Annotated in this window: 17 protein-coding genes and 1 pseudogene; 7 read left to right on the forward strand and 11 right to left on the reverse strand. The window is 28.0% G+C overall.

The window, feature by feature from the left end:
* Positions 1-2 precede the first annotated feature (2 nt).
* From AFAEC_RS09670 to AFAEC_RS09690, 5 genes and pseudogenes are all read right to left on the reverse strand, one after another.
* Positions 3-2,231 carry a methyl-accepting chemotaxis protein gene (locus AFAEC_RS09670; RefSeq protein WP_051489019.1) on the reverse strand — a complete coding sequence of 743 codons (2,229 nt, stop codon included), beginning with the start codon at positions 2,229-2,231 and terminating at the stop codon, positions 3-5.
* 250 nt (positions 2,232-2,481) lie between these two features.
* A complete protein-coding gene (locus AFAEC_RS09675; RefSeq protein WP_026805131.1) occupies positions 2,482-2,727 on the reverse strand; it encodes a hypothetical protein in 246 nt (81 codons plus the stop codon).
* A gap of 149 nt (positions 2,728-2,876) precedes the next feature.
* Positions 2,877-3,686: pseudogene (locus AFAEC_RS12455) on the reverse strand (methyl-accepting chemotaxis protein); the annotation flags it as partial.
* A gap of 470 nt (positions 3,687-4,156) precedes the next feature.
* Positions 4,157-4,540 (reverse strand): PAS domain-containing protein, encoded by a 384-nt coding sequence (locus tag AFAEC_RS09685; protein ID WP_026805129.1) that lies wholly within the window; start codon positions 4,538-4,540, stop codon positions 4,157-4,159.
* Between the two features lie 12 nt (positions 4,541-4,552).
* A complete protein-coding gene (locus AFAEC_RS09690; protein ID WP_026805128.1) occupies positions 4,553-4,756 on the reverse strand; it encodes a hypothetical protein in 204 nt (67 codons plus the stop codon).
* Between the two features lie 199 nt (positions 4,757-4,955).
* Between AFAEC_RS09690 and AFAEC_RS09695 the strand changes: the two genes are divergently transcribed.
* Positions 4,956-6,002: a sensor histidine kinase gene (locus AFAEC_RS09695; protein ID WP_051487446.1), complete on the forward strand. Its 1,047-nt coding sequence runs from the start codon at positions 4,956-4,958 to the stop codon at positions 6,000-6,002.
* A 1-nt stretch (position 6,003) separates the two neighbouring features.
* Here the strand turns inward: AFAEC_RS09695 and AFAEC_RS09700 are convergent, their stop codons facing one another.
* A complete protein-coding gene (locus tag AFAEC_RS09700) occupies positions 6,004-7,053 on the reverse strand; it encodes a L,D-transpeptidase (RefSeq protein ID WP_051487444.1) in 1,050 nt (349 codons plus the stop codon).
* Between the two features lie 134 nt (positions 7,054-7,187).
* On the opposite strand from AFAEC_RS09700, the gene AFAEC_RS09705 reads away from it, so the two are divergent.
* Complete coding sequence (locus tag AFAEC_RS09705) at positions 7,188-8,396, forward strand: MotA/TolQ/ExbB proton channel family protein (RefSeq protein ID WP_026805127.1); 1,209 nt, start codon at positions 7,188-7,190, stop codon at positions 8,394-8,396.
* A 6-nt stretch (positions 8,397-8,402) separates the two neighbouring features.
* On the forward strand, positions 8,403-9,413 hold the full coding sequence (locus AFAEC_RS09710; protein ID WP_026805126.1) for an OmpA family protein: 1,011 nt from the start codon (positions 8,403-8,405) through the stop codon (positions 9,411-9,413).
* A 171-nt stretch (positions 9,414-9,584) separates the two neighbouring features.
* On the opposite strand, the gene AFAEC_RS09715 is transcribed toward AFAEC_RS09710, so the two are convergent.
* Both AFAEC_RS09715 and AFAEC_RS09720 read right to left on the reverse strand, forming a co-directional pair.
* Positions 9,585-10,511 (reverse strand): D-2-hydroxyacid dehydrogenase, encoded by a 927-nt coding sequence (locus AFAEC_RS09715; RefSeq protein ID WP_026805125.1) that lies wholly within the window; start codon positions 10,509-10,511, stop codon positions 9,585-9,587.
* A gap of 9 nt (positions 10,512-10,520) precedes the next feature.
* Positions 10,521-11,498 (reverse strand): hypothetical protein, encoded by a 978-nt coding sequence (locus tag AFAEC_RS09720; RefSeq protein ID WP_026805124.1) that lies wholly within the window; start codon positions 11,496-11,498, stop codon positions 10,521-10,523.
* Between the two features lie 170 nt (positions 11,499-11,668).
* Between AFAEC_RS09720 and prpB the strand changes: the two genes are divergently transcribed.
* The 4 genes from prpB (at position 11,669) to prpF (ending at position 17,688) form a co-directional block, all read left to right on the forward strand.
* A complete protein-coding gene (gene prpB / locus AFAEC_RS09725; RefSeq protein WP_026805123.1) occupies positions 11,669-12,556 on the forward strand; it encodes a methylisocitrate lyase in 888 nt (295 codons plus the stop codon).
* Positions 12,557-12,602: 46 nt separating this feature from the next.
* Positions 12,603-13,754: a bifunctional 2-methylcitrate synthase/citrate synthase gene (gene prpC, locus AFAEC_RS09730; protein ID WP_026805122.1), complete on the forward strand. Its 1,152-nt coding sequence runs from the start codon at positions 12,603-12,605 to the stop codon at positions 13,752-13,754.
* 69 nt (positions 13,755-13,823) lie between these two features.
* Positions 13,824-16,409: a Fe/S-dependent 2-methylisocitrate dehydratase AcnD gene (acnD, locus tag AFAEC_RS09735; protein WP_026805121.1), complete on the forward strand. Its 2,586-nt coding sequence runs from the start codon at positions 13,824-13,826 to the stop codon at positions 16,407-16,409.
* Between the two features lie 100 nt (positions 16,410-16,509).
* A complete protein-coding gene (gene prpF, locus AFAEC_RS09740; protein ID WP_026805120.1) occupies positions 16,510-17,688 on the forward strand; it encodes a 2-methylaconitate cis-trans isomerase PrpF in 1,179 nt (392 codons plus the stop codon).
* A 104-nt stretch (positions 17,689-17,792) separates the two neighbouring features.
* Here prpF and AFAEC_RS09745 read toward each other — a convergent pair whose 3' ends face one another.
* The 3 genes from AFAEC_RS09745 to AFAEC_RS09755 all read right to left on the reverse strand — a co-directional run bounded on the left by AFAEC_RS09745 (position 17,793) and on the right by AFAEC_RS09755 (position 20,250).
* Positions 17,793-18,335, reverse strand: a complete 543-nt coding sequence (locus AFAEC_RS09745) for a hydrolase (protein WP_026805119.1) — start codon at positions 18,333-18,335, stop codon at positions 17,793-17,795.
* 112 nt (positions 18,336-18,447) lie between these two features.
* Complete coding sequence (hemC, locus tag AFAEC_RS09750) at positions 18,448-19,386, reverse strand: hydroxymethylbilane synthase (protein ID WP_026805118.1); 939 nt, start codon at positions 19,384-19,386, stop codon at positions 18,448-18,450.
* Between the two features lie 3 nt (positions 19,387-19,389).
* Entirely contained in the window at positions 19,390-20,250 is an 861-nt protein-coding gene (locus tag AFAEC_RS09755) for a DsbA family protein (RefSeq protein ID WP_051487442.1), read from the reverse strand.
* Positions 20,251-20,293 lie beyond the last annotated feature (43 nt).

Genomic DNA, 20,293 nt, shown 5'->3' on the forward strand with positions numbered 1-20,293 from the left:
ATTTATTCTTGTGAACACACACTCTTTTTAACCATATTTAATTCATCAAATATATGAGAAGTTAAAATCTCAATATCTACTGCTAAATCTTTTAAATTTACTGTTGAGTCAATTTTTATATCTTCATTTACATATATTTGAACACTATTATGAATATCTGAATGATATTTTTTTAATTTACTCCAACTTGAAGTTTTTGTATATTTTTCTTGTTTATCTTCAGACTCTTTTATCCATTTCCCTAGATTACAATCATTACAAGATACTACTGTCCATTTCTCATTTTTTCCTAGTCTTGCGAAATTATTCTCTTTAAATCTTATATGGTCATTTTTCAATTTTGCTGTTTTAAATACTAAATCTATATTACAAATATAATCTTTTGTCTGTTTTGAATAGTTAGCTAAATTTGCAGCAGAAACCAATCTTGAAGATAGTTCAGAAACCTCTTTTGATAAATCATTTATTTGATTTGAAACCATGGCATTTTGTTGTGTTTGTTGGTCTAGTTGATTTACTGCATCATTTATCTGCTCTATTCCCATCAATTGCTCTTTACTTGCCATCTCTATATCTGAAATCAATCTTACTGTTTGTGATATATTTAAATTTAACTCTCCATACCCTTTTATCATATTTGAAGCTATATTTTTCCCTTCATTCGCCTTTTGAGTCGCATTCTCTACTATATTTTTTATCTCTTTTGCTGCTTCTGCACTTCTACTTGCTAAGTTTCTTACTTCTTGTGCTACTACAGCGAACCCTTTTCCTGCCTCTCCTGCTGTTGCTGCTTCTACTGCTGCATTTAATGATAAAATATTTGTTTGAAATGCTATTTGGTCTATTACACTTATAGCCTCATTTACTAAATTTACCTGAGTATTTATCTCTTCCATTGCAATTGTTGTTTGATTTGCTAATTCTTCTCCCTCTTTTACGGATTTTGTTACACTATTTGACAAGTTAGACATCTTTGCTATACTTTGTGTATTATTTCTTATGTTACTTGTTATCTCTTCCAGTGCTGCTGCTGTCTCTTCTAAAGAAGTTGCTGCTTCGTTTGCATTTGTTGATAAGTTTTCAGATGATGCAGATAAAATAGTTGTATCTTCATTTAGTTTATCTCCAGTAGTTAAAATCATAGCTAATAGTTCAGAAACATTATTCCCTACTAATCTCGTACTAGATTTTAAACTTCCATAAGTTCCTGTCATTTCTAAATCTTCAGGAACTCTACTTTCAAAATGAGATTCTCCAAAATCCAATAAAACTTTACTTATTAAAGAAATTTTTAGTTGCAGATCATTCGCAAGAGCATTAATATTATTTTTTATATTTTCAATTTGTGGATTTTCACACTTTAGTTTGATTTGATACATAAAAAAACCTCTTTGAATATTTTCAATCATTTTTTGTATTTGAGATAATACTTGCTCTTCATTTAATAATATTTGATTTGATTTTCTAATGTTTTCATTTACAACTTTTGCCATTTGTCCAAATTCATCTTCTGAATTAATCTCTATTAATCCAACTTTTGAAGATTCTTTATTTAAATAAGAAAAAAAACTCAGTAAGCCTATTTGAAAATGATTTATACTAACAACTATATTTCTAGATATAAATTGAATTATCATTTGAGCAAAAATCAAACCAATTATTATAGATATAATAATTGTATTTATACTATTTTGTACTGTTTCATTTAAAGTAGTTTTTAACTCTGAACTTTTTAAGTCATTTTCTTCAATCCAACTTAATATAGAAGATTTTAGAGGTCTGAATTGACTTGTAACTTCTATATTATCCTCTAATATTAGAGTTTCATTATTTTTTAATTTTTCCTCTATTTTATTTAATATTTTTTTTTGTGAAGAGTATAAATTATTAATATTAAATTTTTCAAATCCTTTAGAGATATTTGAGCTATTTTTTAGTTCTAAAATCAATAAATCTAACTCTTTAATTGCTTCAAGAAAGTTATCTTTTGCTTTTGTATCATTAGAATTTAAAATTATTCCTCTTAAAGCATTTGTTACTTGAAGACCTTGTTCACTAGTTTTATGAATTGTTGTGGAAAGTTCAGTAATTATAGAGTTTTCCTCATTAATTTGTTTTATATTATTTATAGCATAATATAGAATAATTGTAACTATTGAAAATAAAACTATATTTATAAAGCTGATAATATTTATCTTATATTTCACCTTTATATCACCTATCTTTAACATATTTAACCACCTTTTAATAAATTTCTTAGTCTTAAAAGTTATTATCTTATCTTATCTTATCTTCCTACTAGTAAACCAATTTAGTTTAAACTACCGATTTTGCTAAACTTTTAAGCTAATTAATTTATAAATTTTCAGCCTTTGATTATCTAATAAAAAAAAGATAGATATATAAAAATGGATAAATCTTTTTTATATATTTTGAAACTTTGTAGTCTCTTTTACCAATTATATATTAAGCACTTATTTTCTATACCATTATTAGTTTTTGGTCAGAATTTTGCTTTATATATAGCTCTATATTTCTTCTAGTTTCATGCAAATTAAATGCAAGGTCTTTTAAAAATCTTCTTTTACAAGTACTAAATATACTACTTGAAAATAACATCTCTTCTTCAGTTTCCAGAATAAGCTTCATAACTAAATTATGTACATCTTCTACATCTTTTATATCACAAATTATATTGTTTTCATTGAAACTTATTTTTGAATTCATACTTAAATAAACCTCCTTTAGAAAAATTATTTTAAAATTATAATACAAGAGTGTATTTAGAAAGTATCATTATGGGGTAAATTTATTATTTTAGTTTTACCTAATATATAATATCTACTTCTAAGTCTATAGTCATTTTAAAATTTATGTTAAAACAGACTTATCTCTTTTGCTTTAATCGTATCTTTTCCTAAAAACTCTTTTGAATTTGCATTTGAAACTACAAGTTTTGCTATTTTATCAGTAGCTATTGCTACATCATGTGTTTGTGATGCTATCATTGCATTTTGTTGAGTTTGTGCATCTAAATGATTTACTGCATCATTTATCTGCTCTATACCTAATAATTGCTCTTTACTTGATATTTCTATATCTGAAATTAAATTTATTGTATTTGTAATATTGGAATTCAAATCTTTATATCCATCTATCATATTACTCGCTATTAATTTCCCTTCATCTGCTTTATTTTTGGCATTTTCTACTATATTCTTTATCTCTTTTGCTGCTTGGGCACTTCTATTTGCTAAATTTCTTACCTCTTGAGCAACAACTGCAAACCCTTTTCCAGCCTCTCCTGCTGTTGCTGCTTCTACTGCTGCATTAAGAGATAATATATTTGTTTGGAAAGCAATATTATCAATAACACCTATTGCTTCATTTATCAGATTTACTTGTCTATTTATCTGCTCCATTGCCAATGTCGTTTGATTTGCTAATTTTTCTCCCTCTTCTGCAGATTTTGTAACACTTGCTGAATATGAAGACATTTTTGCTATATTTTGTGTATTATTTCTTATATTTGAAGTTATCTCTTCTAAGGCTGCTGCTGTCTCTTCCAAAGAGCTTGCTGCTTCATTTGAACTTAAATTTAATTTATCTACATTTAATAATAGAATATTAGAACTCTTATCTAATGTTAAGCCATTCAATTTATTCTCTACTAACATTTCAGTTATTAAACCTGCTACACTATTTAAAGTATTTGGAATTTCTGCATTTTCATCATCAATTTTAAATCTAAAATCTTGCTTTGAAAAGTTATTTAAAACATAACTAATTTTATGTGTATTAGAACCTATTATTTTTTGTAAATTATCAACTAAATAATTTATAGTTTTTGCTATATAGTTAAGTTTATTGTTACTTGTGTTTGTAAAATATATTTTATCTTCTATAAACCCATCTGAAAGTTTTTCTGATACAAGCATTATCTCTCCAAAAATTAGAAGCTCTTCTTGATTCTTTTTTTCTAATTTATTTTTAAGAATATTTAACTTATTTATAACTTTTTGATGAACCCCTTTTGCTTTAAAATCTATTTTTGGCAAAGAATTCAAATCCCCATCAATAAACTTTTCTATATTATTTAGTGAATCAAGAATTACTTCTTCCACTTTATTACTTTTAAATATCATAATTATAAACCTTAATTTAAAGTTTTATATAGAGAAATGGCCCTATTAATCTCTTCATCAGTTGGTTTTATTCTTATAGAAATATATCTCAACTCACCTTTACTACTTTTAGAAGCATATACTGTTGCATTTACCCAATAATATCCTCCATTTTTTGTTCTATTTTTTACTATACCCTTCCAAACATTTCCACTTTTTATTGTTTCCCATAAATCTTTAAATGCAGCCTTTGGCATATCTTGATGTCTTACTAGATTATGTGGTTTTCCTATTAATTCTTCTTTAGTATAACCAGCGACTTGACAAAAATCACTATTAGCATAGATGATATATCCTCTTGAATCTGTTTCTGAAACAATCATTATATCTTTAGATAATTTAACTTCTTGGCTCATATTTTATCCTGTTTAAATACTATTTTCTAATCTTCGTTTTGTACCAATTTCAAGGTCTCTCCTAATTTCATGCAAATTAAATGCAAGATCTTTTAAAAATCTTCTTTTACAAGTACTAAATATATTACTTGAAAATAACATCTCAGCTTCAGTCTCTTTAATAAGCTTCATAATTAAATTGTGCATTTCTTCTATATCTTTTATATCACAAATCATATTGTTTTCCTTGAAACTTATTTTTAAATTCATACTAAAATAAACCCCCTTTAGAAAAATTATTTTAAAATTATAATATAAGAGTGTATTTAGAAAGTATTATTATCAAAACCGATTAATAATTTTGTAAATATTTAAATAAAAATTAGAAACTATGTGCTAATCTAATGAAATAATATTTAGAACAAATTGGAAAAAGATGGATATTGAAGAAAAAATGATTATGGATTTAAATGAGATAATCAATAATACAATAGAAGGAGTATTGATACTTCAAGAAGGTTTTATAAAAAATATAAACCACTCTTTACTTGAAATTTTAGGATATGAAAAGAAAGATGAATTAGTAGATAAATTAGCAACTAGTATTTTGATACCAACATCAACAGAAAAGTTTATAAAATATAACGAAAAAATCTTTCAAGAAATCTCTTTAATTACAAGAAATGGAAAAATTATTCCTGTAATTATAAAGATGAAAGATATTATTTATAATAACAAAGAGTATAAAATAATCTATATTTTGGACTTAACAGAGTTAAAAGAAAAAGAAAAAATGGTTATCTTTCAATCAAAGTTAACAGCAATGGGAGAGATGATTAGTATGATTGCTCATCAATGGAGACAACCATTATCAACAATTACAACCATTTTAACAAGGCTAAAATTAAAAAGTAGTACAAACAAAATTGATAAAGGGTTTTTAGATAGTAATCTAAGTGATATAAATAAATATGTTCAATATATGTCATCGACAATAGATGATTTCAGAAACTTTTATCAAATAGATTCAAAAAAAGAGTTAATAAGTTTAAATCAAATTGTAATGATTGTTCATAATATGATAGAAAAATCATTCTCTTTTCAAAATATAAAAATAGAGATAAATCAAATAAATTTAAAACAGAGATTTTTACCAAAGAATGAACTAATTCAAGTTATCTTAAATATTTTAAACAATTCAAAAGATGCTTTTTTAGAAAGAGATATCAAAAACTCTATTATTAAAATATATTTTGAAGATACAAAAGATAATCAGAAAATTTTTATTGAAGATAATGCAGGGGGAATTGATGAAGAGATTATCTCTAAAATATTTAATCCCTATTTTTCTACAAAAACTAAAAGAAATGGAACTGGTTTAGGGCTTTATATTTGTAAAAATATCCTAGAAAAAGATAATTTAGGAGATATTTTTGTAGAAAATACACAAAATGGAGTAAAATTCAGTATAAATATTTTCTGATTTATAGCAAAATAACTTTTACCTTACTAGCTCCCTTTGTATCAAAAAAATCTTGAACTATCTTTGCCAATTCTAAAACATCTGCATTTTTCATTCTAATACAACCAGCACTTTCCTTACTTCCTATACTTTTTTCATTTAAAGTTCCATGAATTCTATAAGTTTGATTACCATCAACAATATGTGTAAGATTTAATTTTGCAGCTCCCATATAGTTATATTTATGATTTGGTGGAACAACTATTGGTAAAATCACACCTTTTTTTTCAAAATTCTTTCTAGTATCTAAAGTTGGATACCAAACTGGATTTAAAGAAATTGATGAAATTTTACCCTCTCCTAAAGGTTTCTTTACACCATTTTTTGCAGTTGATACAACATAAGTCTTAATCTCTTTTATGCTTTTTCCAAGTTTTGATTTTAATTTCATAATATTTTTATTTGAATCAACTTCAATAATCAACTCTTCATAATCTTCTAAATCTTTATTTTTAAGCTCATATTTTACAGAATCTCCCATATTTAAAGCTTTTAATAGTGCATTTGAATCTCTATTTTTTTTCTCATTTTCATCAAATTCTATAAAAGCCACATCTCTTAACTCTTGCTCTATATTTGAACTTATATTCTCATCTTCTTCTAATAAATCCTTTTTTGTTCCTAAATATATCGTTTGTATTTCACTATTTTTTACAGCTTCTAACTTTTTTTCTTCTATTTTCTTATCTTCAACCTTTTTATCTTCTTTTGCCTTTTCTTCAACTTTTTGAATCTCTGGTTTTTTTATTGGTTCATTACCCATAATAGTTTCTTGAACTTTTGTTTCAAGCTTCGGTTCCATATCTCTTTTTACTTCTTGTTTCACTTTTGTACTATTTTTTAGCTCTTTTTTTGGTTCTATTTTCTCTATTTTTTCTTTAGTTTTTGGATAGTAATCAGGACTTACAAACTCCAATTTCTCAAACTCTGGCAAAGTTGATACTAAAGGGAACTCTTCATTTGATGATAAAAAGCAAGTAAAAAATGTAAATAAGGCAATAACTCTTTTCATAACATATCTTTTTTTAATTTTTTTTATTTTACCTATAATTCCTTTTAAATGGCAAATAATTCATCAATTTACCTTTTATAATAGTTTTTTATGTTAAAATCCACAAAAAAAATTATTTTATCTAAGGATTTTTTATGATACTAAATGCTGATTCATTAAAAATTAGCCAAAATTTACAATCAAATTGTAATACAAACTCGAAAATTGTAACACTTCTTACTGTTCCAGTTTTATTATATCTATTGGTAATTTTATGTTTTATTGGTATTTTTCCACTAAAATTTGAAATTCATAGCGTTATTTTAATAGGATTTATCCTTTTAATCTATCTATTTTTTGTAAAACACAATGCATTTTATGTTGCTTGTAAATTTAAAACTTTATATCACGATGTAGATGTAAGATTAAAAGAGTATGCAAATAAAAACCAACTTACTATTAGTGATACAACAAAAGCAAATGGAAATGTAGATGATTTTCTACAAGATTATACAAGTAATTTAAGAAATAGTAATTTTTCAAGTATTGCAAGTGGAATCTTCCCAACTTTAGGGATTTTAGGAACATTTATCTCTATTGCTATTTCTATGCCTGATTTTAGTTCAGGTGCTACAAATGCTCTTGAAAGTGAGATTACAAAACTATTAGGTGGTGTTGGAACAGCATTTTATGTTTCTATATATGGAATTTTCCTATCTATTTGGTGGACTTTTTTTGAGAAATTTGGAATGAGTAAATTTCAACAACTTTCATATAAAATCAAAGAAGATACAAAATCACTATTTTGGACAAAACTTGATATAGAATCAATTCATCTAAAAAGTAATCTTGATAACTTTACAAAAATGAGAGAAATCTTTTCTGAATTAACTTCAAGTAATATTTTAGAATCAATAAATAGTTCAATAGAAAAAAGATTCCAAAATCTTGAAAATCTTTTAGAAAAAGAGCTATTATTAACTTCAAAAATTGATGCAAATATTGAAAATAATGAAAGATTGGTAGTTGCATTAAATAGTGTATCAAACTCTATCTCAAATATTATTTCAAACTTTGAAAAGCAAAAAGATAGATATACTTATGTTACTGAAGAATTAAATTTAAATATTATTAAATTAAATTCACATATGGGAAATCTAAGCTCAGAGAATTTAAAAGCGATATATTCAAATATTATTAAAAGTATTGAGACAATGAAAGGTGATATGGAAAAAATCGAGTGGAGATTTACTCAAGGTTTAGAAAATTATGATGAAAAAATTAAAAACTCTTTAGAACTAATAGATGCTGAAACTTCAAAAATAATTTTAGATTTAACAGAGTTTAAAGAGCTAAGTAAGTAGTAAAAGATGTATAAAAAAGATCAAAATAGCCAAGAAAATTTTTGGATTTCATACGCAGATTTAATGGCTGGACTACTTTTTGTATTTATTTTAGTAATTGGTGCAATTGTTATTAAATATGCTGTAAGTAAAAATAGCCTTGAAGAGGAGAAAAAAGCTCTAAGTTCTAGTGAAGAACAAAAATCAAAACTATTTTTAGAGTTAGCAAAAGCCAAAAATCTCTATGAAAATACAAAAAATGATTTAGAAAATAGTAAAAATGAGCTTAATTTAAAAGCTAGTGAAATTGATAAATTAAAAGCTCTACTTTTAGATATTGAAGTAAAATATAAAGATGAACAATCAAAAAGTGAAGAGCTTAATAAAAATCTTGATGAGAAATCAAATGTTATAACTCTAAGAGATGAAGAGATTAAACTTTTAGCCGATAAACTTTTAGTTCAAACTCAAATTCATCAAAAAATGGTTGAAGAGTTTGATATTGCAAAACTTAAAATCAAAACTTTAACTGGGTTAAAACTAAATGTTATTGCAAAATTAAAAGAGAAACTTGGAAACTCTATTTTAATTGATGAAAAAAGTGGAGCTATAAAATTCTCCTCAAATATCTTATTTGACCAAGCTTCATCAACATTAAAAGAGGAGTCTAAAAAAGAGTTAAAAAATACTCTAAAAAAATATCTATCGACACTTCTTGAAGATAAAGAGATACGAAAAAATATTGAAAGTATTACTATTGAAGGGCATACAAATAGTGATGGAACTTATCTTAGTAATCTAGCACTTTCTCAACAAAGAGCTCAAGCTGTTATGCAGTTTTTATATGATTCGAATATTATAGATAAAAAACTAATTAGCAAATATATAAACTCTAGTGGAAGAAGTGATAGTGATCTGATACTTCAAGCAAATGGAGAAGAAGATAAAGATGCTTCAAGAAGAATTGAGATTAAATTTAATCTAAAAAATGAAGAAGCTATGAAAGAGATTCAAAACTATTTAGGAGATAAAAAGTGAAAATATCAAAAGATATTTATACTCCTAAAAATTTAATCCGTATTAGAAAAATAGTAGAAGAGAAGCTTCAAGAAAAAAAGCTTCCTTTTTATAAAAAAATCTTTAGAATATTTTTCAAAAAATAATTTATAAAAAATTTAAACAACACAACTTTTAAAATAGGCTTAAAACCTATTTTAAAAAATCTTCTATATTTTTTGTTACTTTTTCTATCAATCTTTTTCTAGCTTCAACACTAGCCCATGCAATATGAGGAGTTAATAAAAGTCTTTGTTTATTTTTCACTTTTAAAAGAGGATTTGACTCTTCTATTGGCTCTTTTGAAACAACATCAAGCCCACAAAAAATATTTTTTTCATCTAAAATTTTTGCCAAATCACTCTCATTTATAATCCCACCACGACCTAAATTAAGTAATATTGCCCCTTCTTTTAAAAGATTTAGTTGCTCATATTTTAATAAATCTTTTGTTTTCTCATTTAGTGGTGCATGAACTGAAATAATATCACTTGTTCTAAGTAACTCTTCTAAACTTACACTCTTATATTCACTATTAGAGTTTTGTCCACTTGTAGAGTAATAAACAACTTCACAAGAAAAAGCACTAGCTTTTTTCGCAAAATCTCTTCCTATTTCTCCAAGTCCAATTATTCCAACTCTTTTATGGTCAAGTTCAAAAAATGGCTCATCTATATGTGTAAAAGTATCACTTTTTTGCCAATTTTGTTCATCTACATATTTTTTATAGTAATTTAGCTTTTGTATAAAATAAAAAATCATAGAAAATCCAAGTTGAACTACACTAGAAGTTGAATAACCAGCAACATTTTTCACCTCAATATTTGAAGATTTTGCATAATCTAAATCTACATTATTCATCCCTGTTGCAGTTATACAAACCAATTTTACACTTGAATCTTTTAACTCATTTTCTCCCACATAAACTTTATTTGTAAGTACAATATCAGCATCTTTTATTCGCTCTTTTGTCTCATTTTCTTTTGTAGTATCATAAGATATAAGCTCTCCAAATTTTGAAAAAATATCAACACTTATATCAAAGCCCAATGTTTTTCTATCTAAAATTACTATTTTCATCTTTTCTCCTTAATTTCTTCTTTGCCCAATTTTTGGAGCACTTACCTCTTTTTGTAAATCAATACTAAGATTATTATAAAAAAGTTCTCCATAATTTGTTTCACGATTTATTGTCTCGTAAGCTTGCTTAATATCATTATTATATTTTAGTGCATCTTGTAAAATTTTTAATATTTTTACAGACTCCAAAAAGTTTACATGAGAAGGTGCTTCTATTGGAGAACTATAATATTTGTGCATTCTTTCAACTAAATTTTTATTTCTTATTTCAATAAAAACCGATTCAATAGGCGATTTAAAAAATAGAATCTTATTTTTTACATTTATAGAGATATATGTTGTTTCCATACCATAAATCTTTCTTGAAAATGAATCAAAAAGAAACAATTTTTTATTATAGTTGTTATTAAATAACTCATACATAAGTTCAAGTATTTTTATCTTCTCATCTTTTGTAAAAAAGTTTCCAATACTTGCAAAACAAAAACTAAGAACCGATTTTATAGAGTACCATTCTGTTGTATCATAATCATATCTTAGCATTTGATCAATTCTCTCTTGTTTTAACTCTTCAATATCTAAACTTGTTGTATGTTTGTACACTTTTCGTACAGCACTATCTCTATACATAGGTCCTGGAAACTGTGCTTGAATTACAAATCTTCTATTTTTTTCATGCTCAATTATATAATTTAATCTTCCTTTATAATCTTCATCTATAATTCTTACCTCTTTTTGAGGTATTTGAGTGATGGATTTTAAGAACTCCTCACCACTACAAGCATCTTCCCAAATATAGTCTGGATATCTAAAAATCTGGCAAATTTTCTCTTTTGTCTCTTTTGTTGGTTCTATATTCGTATGATTATCAATCCACGATGTAACCGTCCTTCTATCCTTATTTATCATAAAAGCAAATTTAGAAATACTTAAGTTTGAACGATTGAAAATCTCTACAAACTTTTCAATAGAATTTTTAAAATTCATAAGCTACCTTTAATATATCTTTTGCATATTGTACTATTTTTTTACATAAAAACAAAATTTGTACAATTTATTTATATTGTATAAAAATTGTATTTTTTCTATTTAAAATAATACAATATTTTTTTTCCAAATTTAGTATAATGACTTACAATATTTTTTAAAGGAAGTATATGACAAGTGCAGGAAAAAAATTCAGAGAAGCTTTAAAAGCTTCACATCCACTACAAATAGTTGGAACAATTAATGCTTATCAAGCATTACAAGCTACAAGAGTAGGACATAAGGCTATCTACTTATCAGGTGGAGGAATTGCAAACGCATCTTATGGTTTACCTGATTTAGGTATGACAATGATTGAAGATGTTTGTATTGATGTTAGAAGAATTACTTCTATTTGTGATACACCACTAATCGTTGATGCTGATACAGGTTGGGGACATGCTTTCAATGTTGCTAGAACTGTAAAAGAGTTTATTAGATCTGGTGCTGCAGGTATGCATATTGAAGATCAAGTTGCTGCAAAAAGATGTGGACACAGACCAAATAAAGAGTTAGTATCTACTGAAGAAATGTGTGATAGAATTAGAGCTGCTGTTGATGCAAAACAACAATTAGACCCAGATTTCTATATCATTGCAAGAACTGATGCACACGCAAGTGAAGGTCAAGCTGCTGCAATTGCAAGAGCAAAAGCTTATGTTGAAGCTGGAGCAGATGCAATTTTCGCTGAAGCAGTACACACTTTAAAAGAGTACAAAGAGTTTACAGATGCTATTAATGTACCAGTTTTAGCTAATATTACTGAATTTGGTGCAACTCCAATGTTTACAACAGAAGAGTTAGCAAGTGTTGGAATTGATATGGTTCTTTACCCATTATCAGCATTTAGAGCTATGAATAAAGCTGCATTAAATGTTTACCAAGAGTTAAAAGATAAAGGTACTCAAGAAGCAGTTCTTGATACAATGCAAACAAGAATGGAGTTATACGATATGTTAAACTACCATGCTTATGAGCAAAAAATGGATGAGTTATTTTCAAAAGGAAAAGCTAAATAATTAGCTTTTCCTTTATTTTTATTTCAGATTAAACTAAGGAGAAAATATGAGTACTACAAGTACGGAATTTAAACCAAAAAAATCTGTTGCACTTTCAGGTGTAGCAGCTGGAAGTACAGCATTATGTACAGTTGGAAATACAGGAAATGATTTATATTATAGAGGGTATGATATTTTAGAGTTTGCTGAAAAAGCTGAATTTGAAGAAATTGCATATTTAATAGTTCATGGTGAACTTCCTAACAAAGAAGAGTTAAAAGCTTATAAAGAGAAACTTAGATCTTTTAGAGATATTCCAGAAGGTGTAAAAGTTGCATTAGAGCAATTACCAAAAAACTGTCATCCAATGGATGTTATGAGAACAGGTTGTTCAGTTCTTGGAGCATTAAATCAAGAAGATGAATCTCATCCAAAAGCTGCGGCACAAGATATTATCAATAAATTAATGGCATCTTTTGGTTCTATGCTTTTATACTGGTACCATTTTGCATATAATGGAAAAAGAATTAATGTTGTAACTGATGATGATACAATTGGTGGACACTTCTTACATTTATTACATGGTGAAAAACCAAGAGAATCATGGGTTAAAGCTATGCACGTATCTTTAATTCTTTATGCTGAACATGAATTTAATGCTTCAACTTTTACTTCAAGAGTAATTGCTGGTACAAATTCTGATATGTATTCTTGTATTACTGGTTCTATTGGAGCATTAAGAGGTCCAAAACATGGAGGTGCAAATGAAGTTGCATTTAGAATTCAAGAAAGATACTCTTCAGCAGATGAAGCAGAAAAAGATATCAAAGATAGAATTGCTAAAAAAGAGATTATCATTGGATTTGGACACCCTGTTTATGCTACAAGAGATCCAAGAAATGTTGTTATCAAAAAAGTTGCAAAAGAGTTATCTCAAGAGAATAAAAATATGTTAATGTATGATGTAGCTGCAAGACTTGAAGAAGTTATGTGGGATCAAAAGAAAATGTTCCCAAATCTTGACTGGTTCTCTGCGGTTTCATATAATCAAATGGGAATTCCAACAGATATGTTTACTCCTATCTTCATTATTGCAAGAGTTACAGGATGGGGTGCACACGTAATTGAACAAAGAGAAGATGGAAAAATAATTAGACCATCAGCTAACTATATTGGACCAGAGCCAAGAGCTTATATTCCTTTAGAAGACAGAAAATAATCTTAAAAATTTAGGCTTTTTTGCCTAAATTTTTTTTTTACAAAAAATTTCAAAAAAATGGAAAATAAAATGACAAACGAAAAATATCTTAAACAATTAGACGGTTTAGATACAAAATACTATGATGTAAAAAGTGCAGTTGAAGATATCAAAGCTGGTTCTTTTGCAAAACTTAACTATACATCAAGAGTACTAGCAGAAAACCTACTTAGAAAATGTCCAAGTGAAGATTTAAAAGAGTCTTTAATTCAATTAATTGAAAAAAGAACAGATAAAGATTTCCCTTGGTATCCATCAAGAGTTATCTGTCACGATATTCTAGGTCTTACAGCTTTTGTTGATTTAGCAGGACTTAGAGAAGCAGTTGCTGCAAGTGGTGTGAATCCTCAAAAAATCAATCCAGTTGTTCCAACACAATTAATTGTAGATCACTCTTTAGCAGTTGAATGTGGTGGATTTGACCCTGATGCTTTCCAAAAAAATAGAGATATCGAAGATAGAAGAAATGCAGATAGATTCGATTTTATTAACTGGACTAAAAAAGCATTTGATAATGTTGATGTTATTCCTCCAGGAAATGGTATTATGCACCAAATCAACCTTGAGAAAATGTCTCCTGTAATTCATAATATTGATGGAATTGCAAGTCCAGATACATTAGTTGGTACAGATTCACATACTCCTCACGTTGATGCTTTAGGAGTTATTGCTGTTGGTGTTGGTGGATTAGAAGCTGAAAATGTTATGCTTGGAAACCCATCATATATGAGAGTTCCAGAAATTATTGGAGTTGAAATTAAAGGAACTAGAGGAGCAGGAATTACTGCAACTGATATTGCTTTAGCTTTAACATCATTCTTAAGACAAAACAATGTAATTTCTGCATACTTAGAGTTCTATGGAAGTGGAATTAAATATTTAGATTTAGGAGATAGAGCAACTATTTCAAATATGACACCAGAATATGGTGCAAGTGCTGCTATGTTTGCTATTGATGATAAAACTATTGATTATTTAAGAATCACAGGAAGAACTCCTGAGCAAGTAAAATTAGTTGAAACTTATGCAAAAGCAAATGGTTTATGGGCTGATAGTTTAAGTGAAGCTACTTATGCTAGAACTATTGAGTTTGATTTAACAACAGTTACAAGAACATTAGCAGGTCCTTCAAAACCACATAAATTACTTCCAGTTTCTGCACTTGATTCAGAAGGAATTACTAGAAAAATTGAGATTACAAATGAAGTTATACCTGATGGTGCAGTTTTAATTGCTGCTATTACTTCATGTACAAATACTTCAAATCCTAGAAATGTTGTTGCTGCTGGATTATTAGCAAAAAGAGCAAATGAATTAGGATTAACAAGAAAAAGATGGGTTAAATCTTCATTAGCACCAGGATCTAAAGTTGCTGAACTATACTTAAAAGAGTCTGGATTATTAGGTGAACTTGAAAAATTAGGATTTGGAATTGTAGGATTTGCTTGTACAACATGTAATGGTATGAGTGGAGCTTTAGATCCAAAACTAGAAGCTGAAGCTGCTGCTAGTGGTGTATATACAACTGCTGTATTATCTGGAAATAGAAACTTCGATGGAAGAATTCACCCATTTATTAAAGAAGCATTCTTAGCTTCTCCTCCACTTGTTATTGCTTATGCACTTGCAGGAAGTATTAGATTTAATATTGAAACTGATGTTTTAGGAAAAGATAAAGATGGTAACGATATTAGATTAAAAGACCTTTGGCCAAGTGATGCAGAGATTGATGCAGTTGTTAATAGTGCAGTTAAACCTGAAATGTTTGGAGCAATTTATGACCCAATGTTTGCTAAAGGTGCAAAAGAAGCAGCTGAACCATTCTATAAATGGGATGCAAAATCTACATATATTCAAAAACCACCATATTGGGAAGATGAATTTATGAGTATGCCAGCTCTTAAAAACTTAAGACCACTTGGTGTATTTCCAAATGATATTACAACAGACCACCTATCTCCATCAAATGCTATTCAAGCAAAAAGTGCATCTGGAGAGTATTGCTTAAAAATGGGATTACCTTTAGAAGATTTAAACTCTTATGCAACACATAGAGGAGACCATAATACTGCTTTAAGAGCAACTTTAGCAAATCCAAAACTATTTAACGAAATGGTTAAAGATGAAAATGGAAATGTTAAACAAGGAAGCTTGACTAAAATTATGCCAGAAGGTAAAGAGTCAAGAATGTGGGAAGCAATAGAGACATATATGAGTAGAAAACAACCTCTAATCATTATTGCTGGAACAAACTATGGACAAGGAAGTTCAAGAGACTGGGCAGCTAAAGGTGTAAGACTTGCAGGTGTTGAAGTTTTAATTGCTGAAAGTATTGAAAGAATTCATAGAACTAACCTTGTAGGTATGGGTGTACTTCCACTTCAATTTAAAGATGGTGAAACAAGACATACTTACAATATTGTAGGAACTGAAACATTTGACATTCTTGGAGATATTACTCCAAGATGTGATTTAACAGTTGCAATGACTAGAGAAAATGGTGAAAAAGTAGAATTTAAAGTAACTTGTAGATTAGATACAACTGCTGAAGTTGAAGTTTACAAAGCTGGTGGAATTTTACAAAAATTCGCAAAAGATGTTATTGCTGGTAAATAATTAGGAACTTGGGTTTTTACCCAAGCCTAATAAAATTTTATAAAGCGATTTAAAAATCATTTTATAAAGTTTTAAAAGCTTAAATTTTAGGAGAATAAATATGAGTAGTTACAAACCACAAATAAGAGTAAAAGCAACATATATGAGAGGTGGAACTTCTAAAGGAACATTTTTTAATATTGCAGACCTTCCAAAAGAAGCACAAGAAGATAAAGTAAAAAGAGACAAACTTCTTCAAAGAATAGTAGGAAGCCCTGATATTTATAAACAACAAATGGATGGTATGGGAGGAGCGACTTCTAGTACATCAAAAGCTATTTTAGTTGGGAAATCAACAGTTCCTAATCACGATGTAGATTACTATTTTGGACAAGTTGCAATAGATAAAGATTTTATGGATTGGAGTGGAAATTGTGGAAATTTAAGTTCTGCTGTTGGACCTTTTGCAATTCATGAAGGATTAGTTGATAATGTACCACAAAATGGTGTTTGTTGTGTAAGAATTTGGCAAGCAAATATCAAAAAAACTATCCTTTGCTATGTAACAATGGTAGACGGAAAAGTAAAAGAGATGGGAGATTATTATATCGATGGTGTTGCCTTTCCAGCTGAAGAGATTTTATTAGAATTTGCAGAACCAGTTGATCCAAGTGAAGAACTATTTCCTACTGGAAACTTAGTAGATGATTTAGAAGTTCCAGGAATAGGAACATTCAAAGCTACTATGATAACAGCAGGTATTCCAACAGTATTTTTAAATGCTACTGATATAGGTTACATTGGAACAGAGCTTCAATCTGATATAAATAGTGATGCAGAGGCACTTGCAAGATTTGAAACTATAAGAAGTTATGCAGCACTTAAAATGGGATTAATTTCCGATTTAAAAGAAGCAGAAACTAGACAACACACTCCAAAAATAGCTTTTGTTGCTCCAAAATCAGACTTTACAACTTCAAGTGGGAAAGAGGTAAAAGCTTCAGAAATTGATTTACATGTAAGAGCATTATCTATGCAAAAACTACATCATGCGATGATGGGTACAGCTTCAGTTGCTATTGGTGTTGCTGCTTGTATTGAAGGAACTTTGGTAAATTTAGCTGCTGGTGGGGGAGAAAAATCTGCTGTTGAATTTGGACATCCATCTGGAACTTTAAAAGTTGGAGCAGTTATTAAAAAAGAGAACGGAAAATATATTGTAGATAAAGCTACTATGAGTAGAAGTGCAAGAATTATTATGAAAGGTGAAGTATATGCACCTGCTGAGATTTTAGGATAATTAGAATTTTTCAATTATTTTTAAAATTTAAAAGGAGATAGATTTTTTTATCTCCTTTTTTTTATTTAAGAAAAGTGAATATTTGTCCCCAATGAGGACAAAACTTATTTAATTAAACTAGAAATAGCTTTGAAGTTTGGATTTTTTGCATCAACTGTAAGTTCAAATAAAATTGACTCATAAGTTGTTGGTACAACTCCTGCTTGAACTAATCTTTTTATAGCCATTTTATGGTCTAATTTACTTCTACTTCCACTACAATTTGTAACCAAAATTACATTAAAATCATTTTCAAGTAAATCAATACAAGTTTGAAGTACACAAACATGAGTTTCAATACCAGCAACTATTATATTTTTTTTACCACTATTTTTTAAAGCAGTTAAAATTTCTGGTGTTTGACAACCTGAAAATGTAGTTTTTTCATAAGCCGTATATTCTTCTACTAACTCTTTTAAAACAGGAATTGTCTCTCCTATTCCTTTTTTATACTGCTCATTTACAATAATTGGTACATTTAAAACTTTCATTCCACGTACCAAAATAGGAAGAGTTCTCTCTAGTTCCTCTTTATTTCCAATATGTGGGAAAAGTCTCTCTTGTACATCAACCAAACAAAACAGTGAATCTTCTAATCTTATTCTCATTTTTTTCTCCTTAGAAATGTAAGATTAAAGATTATAGCTATTCATAAGTTAAGATAATATAAGAATTTTAGAAGATTTTTTATATGAAAAGAAGAGAATAAAATATCTCTTCTTATTTGAAAGCCATAGCTTCAGCTCTAGCTAAAAGCTCTTTTGCACCTTTACTTATAAACTCATTTGCGAAATCTTTTCCAGCTATTTCAAAAGAGTTTATATCTACTATTTTTTCATCTTTTATATACTCTGTTCCATCTGGAAGTCCAACAATTGCAGATATCTTTACACTATTTTCATCTAAAATTGTAGCTTTTACACCTATTGGAACTTGACAACCACCTTGAAGAGTATCTACAAAACCTCGTTCAATTTTTGACTCAATTTCAGCATTCTTATCATTTAAAACTTTTACTATTTCTATAATTTTTGGGTCTGTTGTTGTCTCTATTCCTAAAGTTGCTTGCCCCATAGATGGAATCATAATATCTGTTGAAATTGGTGAAAAATATTTAACCTCATTTTGAAGATTTAATTTCTCTATTCCTGTAGCTGCTAAAATTATTGCATCATACTCACCGGCATTTAATTTTGCAATTCTTGTATTAATATTTCCTCTTAAATCTTTAAGCTCAATATCTGGTCTTAACATTTTTATAGCCATTCTTCTTCTTAGACTTGTAGTCCCAACAACTGCACCTTTTGGAAGTTCATCAAGGCTTTTATAAAGATTACTTAAAATTGCATCTTGTGGATTAAATCTTTTTGAAACAGCAGCTAAAGTTAAACCATCTTCAAATTGTGTAGGCACATCTTTTAGTGAATGAACTGCTAAATGAGCAGTTCCTTCAATCATAGCAACTTCAAGTTCTTTTGTAAAAAGTCCTTTTCCTCCAATTTTTGCTAATGGAACATCTAAGATTTTATCCCCTTTTGTTACAAACTCTTGTAACTCTATTTGCATAGATGGGTAGTGTTTTAAAAGTTCAGCTTTTATATACTCACTTTGCCAAAGAGCTAGTTGGCTTCTTCTTGTGGCAATTACAAGTTTTTCCATATCTTATTTCCCTAAAGTATCAAAGTTAAATTTTGGACTCTCTTTTACGCCATTTACATATATTGTTGGTGTTCCTGAAACCATTACCTCATCACCCATAGTCATATCTTTTTCAATTTTTGAATTTATCTCTTTTTTATTTAACTCTTCAATTTTTATATCAGTTCCTAATTCTTTATTGAATGCTGCCAAGATTTTTGCTTCATCTGTTGTTTTTTCATCAAAATATTTTGACCAATCTGTCGTATATGCTTTAGTTATAACATCAGCAACACCTTTAGTATGTGCAATATCAATTATTTTAGATAAAGGTAAAGATGCTGGATGAATTTGCGTTAAAGGAAAAGCATAATAGTATAAAGCAATATTCTCTTTATTTTTATTAACTTCATTTATAACTGTTGGTATATAATCCATACAAAATGGGCATAGTGGGTCTGAGAATAGTACAACTTTATTTTTTGCTTTCTCATTTCCAGCTATAAAATTTGCTTTTGTGTAGTATTTATCAGTTAAATTTGGAACAATACTATCTTTTAGAGATTGCATAGTTTTTATATCAATTAATTCTGGTGCAATATGTGTTCCATTTGTAAATAAAAAATCTTTTGCTTTAATATCTTTTCCTTGAATAACAGCATCAATATCTAAAATATATCCTGTCCATCCAGCAATTGGTAGCTCTTTTTTTGTATTTATTTTAATATCTTTTATTTTGATATTTGGGTTTTGTGAAACTCTTTTTTTCTCATAATCTAAAACTAAATTATCATCTGCAAAAAGTGAAGTACCTAAAAGTGTACTTAAAGCCAGTACTGTAGAGATTTTTTTACCTGTAAATAAGTTTTTACTTTGTTTTATCATATATTTTCCTTTTAAAAATTTTAATAGTCTATCTTTTTATCTT

The organism is Aliarcobacter faecis (genome assembly GCF_013201705.1).
GTDB lineage: Bacteria > Campylobacterota > Campylobacteria > Campylobacterales > Arcobacteraceae > Aliarcobacter > Aliarcobacter faecis.

Excerpts from the sequence above, each read along its gene's own strand:
- AFAEC_RS09670 (WP_051489019.1), bottom strand. The coding sequence starts at position 2,231 with ATGTTAAAGATAGGTGATATAAAGGTGAAATATAAGATAAATATTATC.
- AFAEC_RS09745 (WP_026805119.1), bottom strand. The coding sequence starts at position 18,335 with ATGAGAATAAGATTAGAAGATTCACTGTTTTGTTTGGTTGATGTACAA.
- prpC (WP_026805122.1), top strand. The coding sequence starts at position 12,603 with ATGAGTACTACAAGTACGGAATTTAAACCAAAAAAATCTGTTGCACTT.
- prpB (WP_026805123.1), top strand. The coding sequence starts at position 11,669 with ATGACAAGTGCAGGAAAAAAATTCAGAGAAGCTTTAAAAGCTTCACAT.
- AFAEC_RS09685 (WP_026805129.1), bottom strand. The coding sequence starts at position 4,540 with ATGAGCCAAGAAGTTAAATTATCTAAAGATATAATGATTGTTTCAGAA.
- AFAEC_RS09710 (WP_026805126.1), top strand. The coding sequence starts at position 8,403 with ATGTATAAAAAAGATCAAAATAGCCAAGAAAATTTTTGGATTTCATAC.
- AFAEC_RS09755 (WP_051487442.1), bottom strand. The coding sequence starts at position 20,250 with ATGATAAAACAAAGTAAAAACTTATTTACAGGTAAAAAAATCTCTACA.
- AFAEC_RS09690 (WP_026805128.1), bottom strand. The coding sequence starts at position 4,756 with ATGATTTGTGATATAAAAGATATAGAAGAAATGCACAATTTAATTATG.
- AFAEC_RS09675 (WP_026805131.1), bottom strand. The coding sequence starts at position 2,727 with ATGAATTCAAAAATAAGTTTCAATGAAAACAATATAATTTGTGATATA.
- hemC (WP_026805118.1), bottom strand. The coding sequence starts at position 19,386 with ATGGAAAAACTTGTAATTGCCACAAGAAGAAGCCAACTAGCTCTTTGG.
- AFAEC_RS09700 (WP_051487444.1), bottom strand. The coding sequence starts at position 7,053 with ATGAAAAGAGTTATTGCCTTATTTACATTTTTTACTTGCTTTTTATCA.
- prpF (WP_026805120.1), top strand. The coding sequence starts at position 16,510 with ATGAGTAGTTACAAACCACAAATAAGAGTAAAAGCAACATATATGAGA.
- AFAEC_RS09715 (WP_026805125.1), bottom strand. The coding sequence starts at position 10,511 with ATGAAAATAGTAATTTTAGATAGAAAAACATTGGGCTTTGATATAAGT.
- AFAEC_RS09720 (WP_026805124.1), bottom strand. The coding sequence starts at position 11,498 with ATGAATTTTAAAAATTCTATTGAAAAGTTTGTAGAGATTTTCAATCGT.
- AFAEC_RS09695 (WP_051487446.1), top strand. The coding sequence starts at position 4,956 with ATGGATATTGAAGAAAAAATGATTATGGATTTAAATGAGATAATCAAT.
- AFAEC_RS09705 (WP_026805127.1), top strand. The coding sequence starts at position 7,188 with ATGATACTAAATGCTGATTCATTAAAAATTAGCCAAAATTTACAATCA.
- acnD (WP_026805121.1), top strand. The coding sequence starts at position 13,824 with ATGACAAACGAAAAATATCTTAAACAATTAGACGGTTTAGATACAAAA.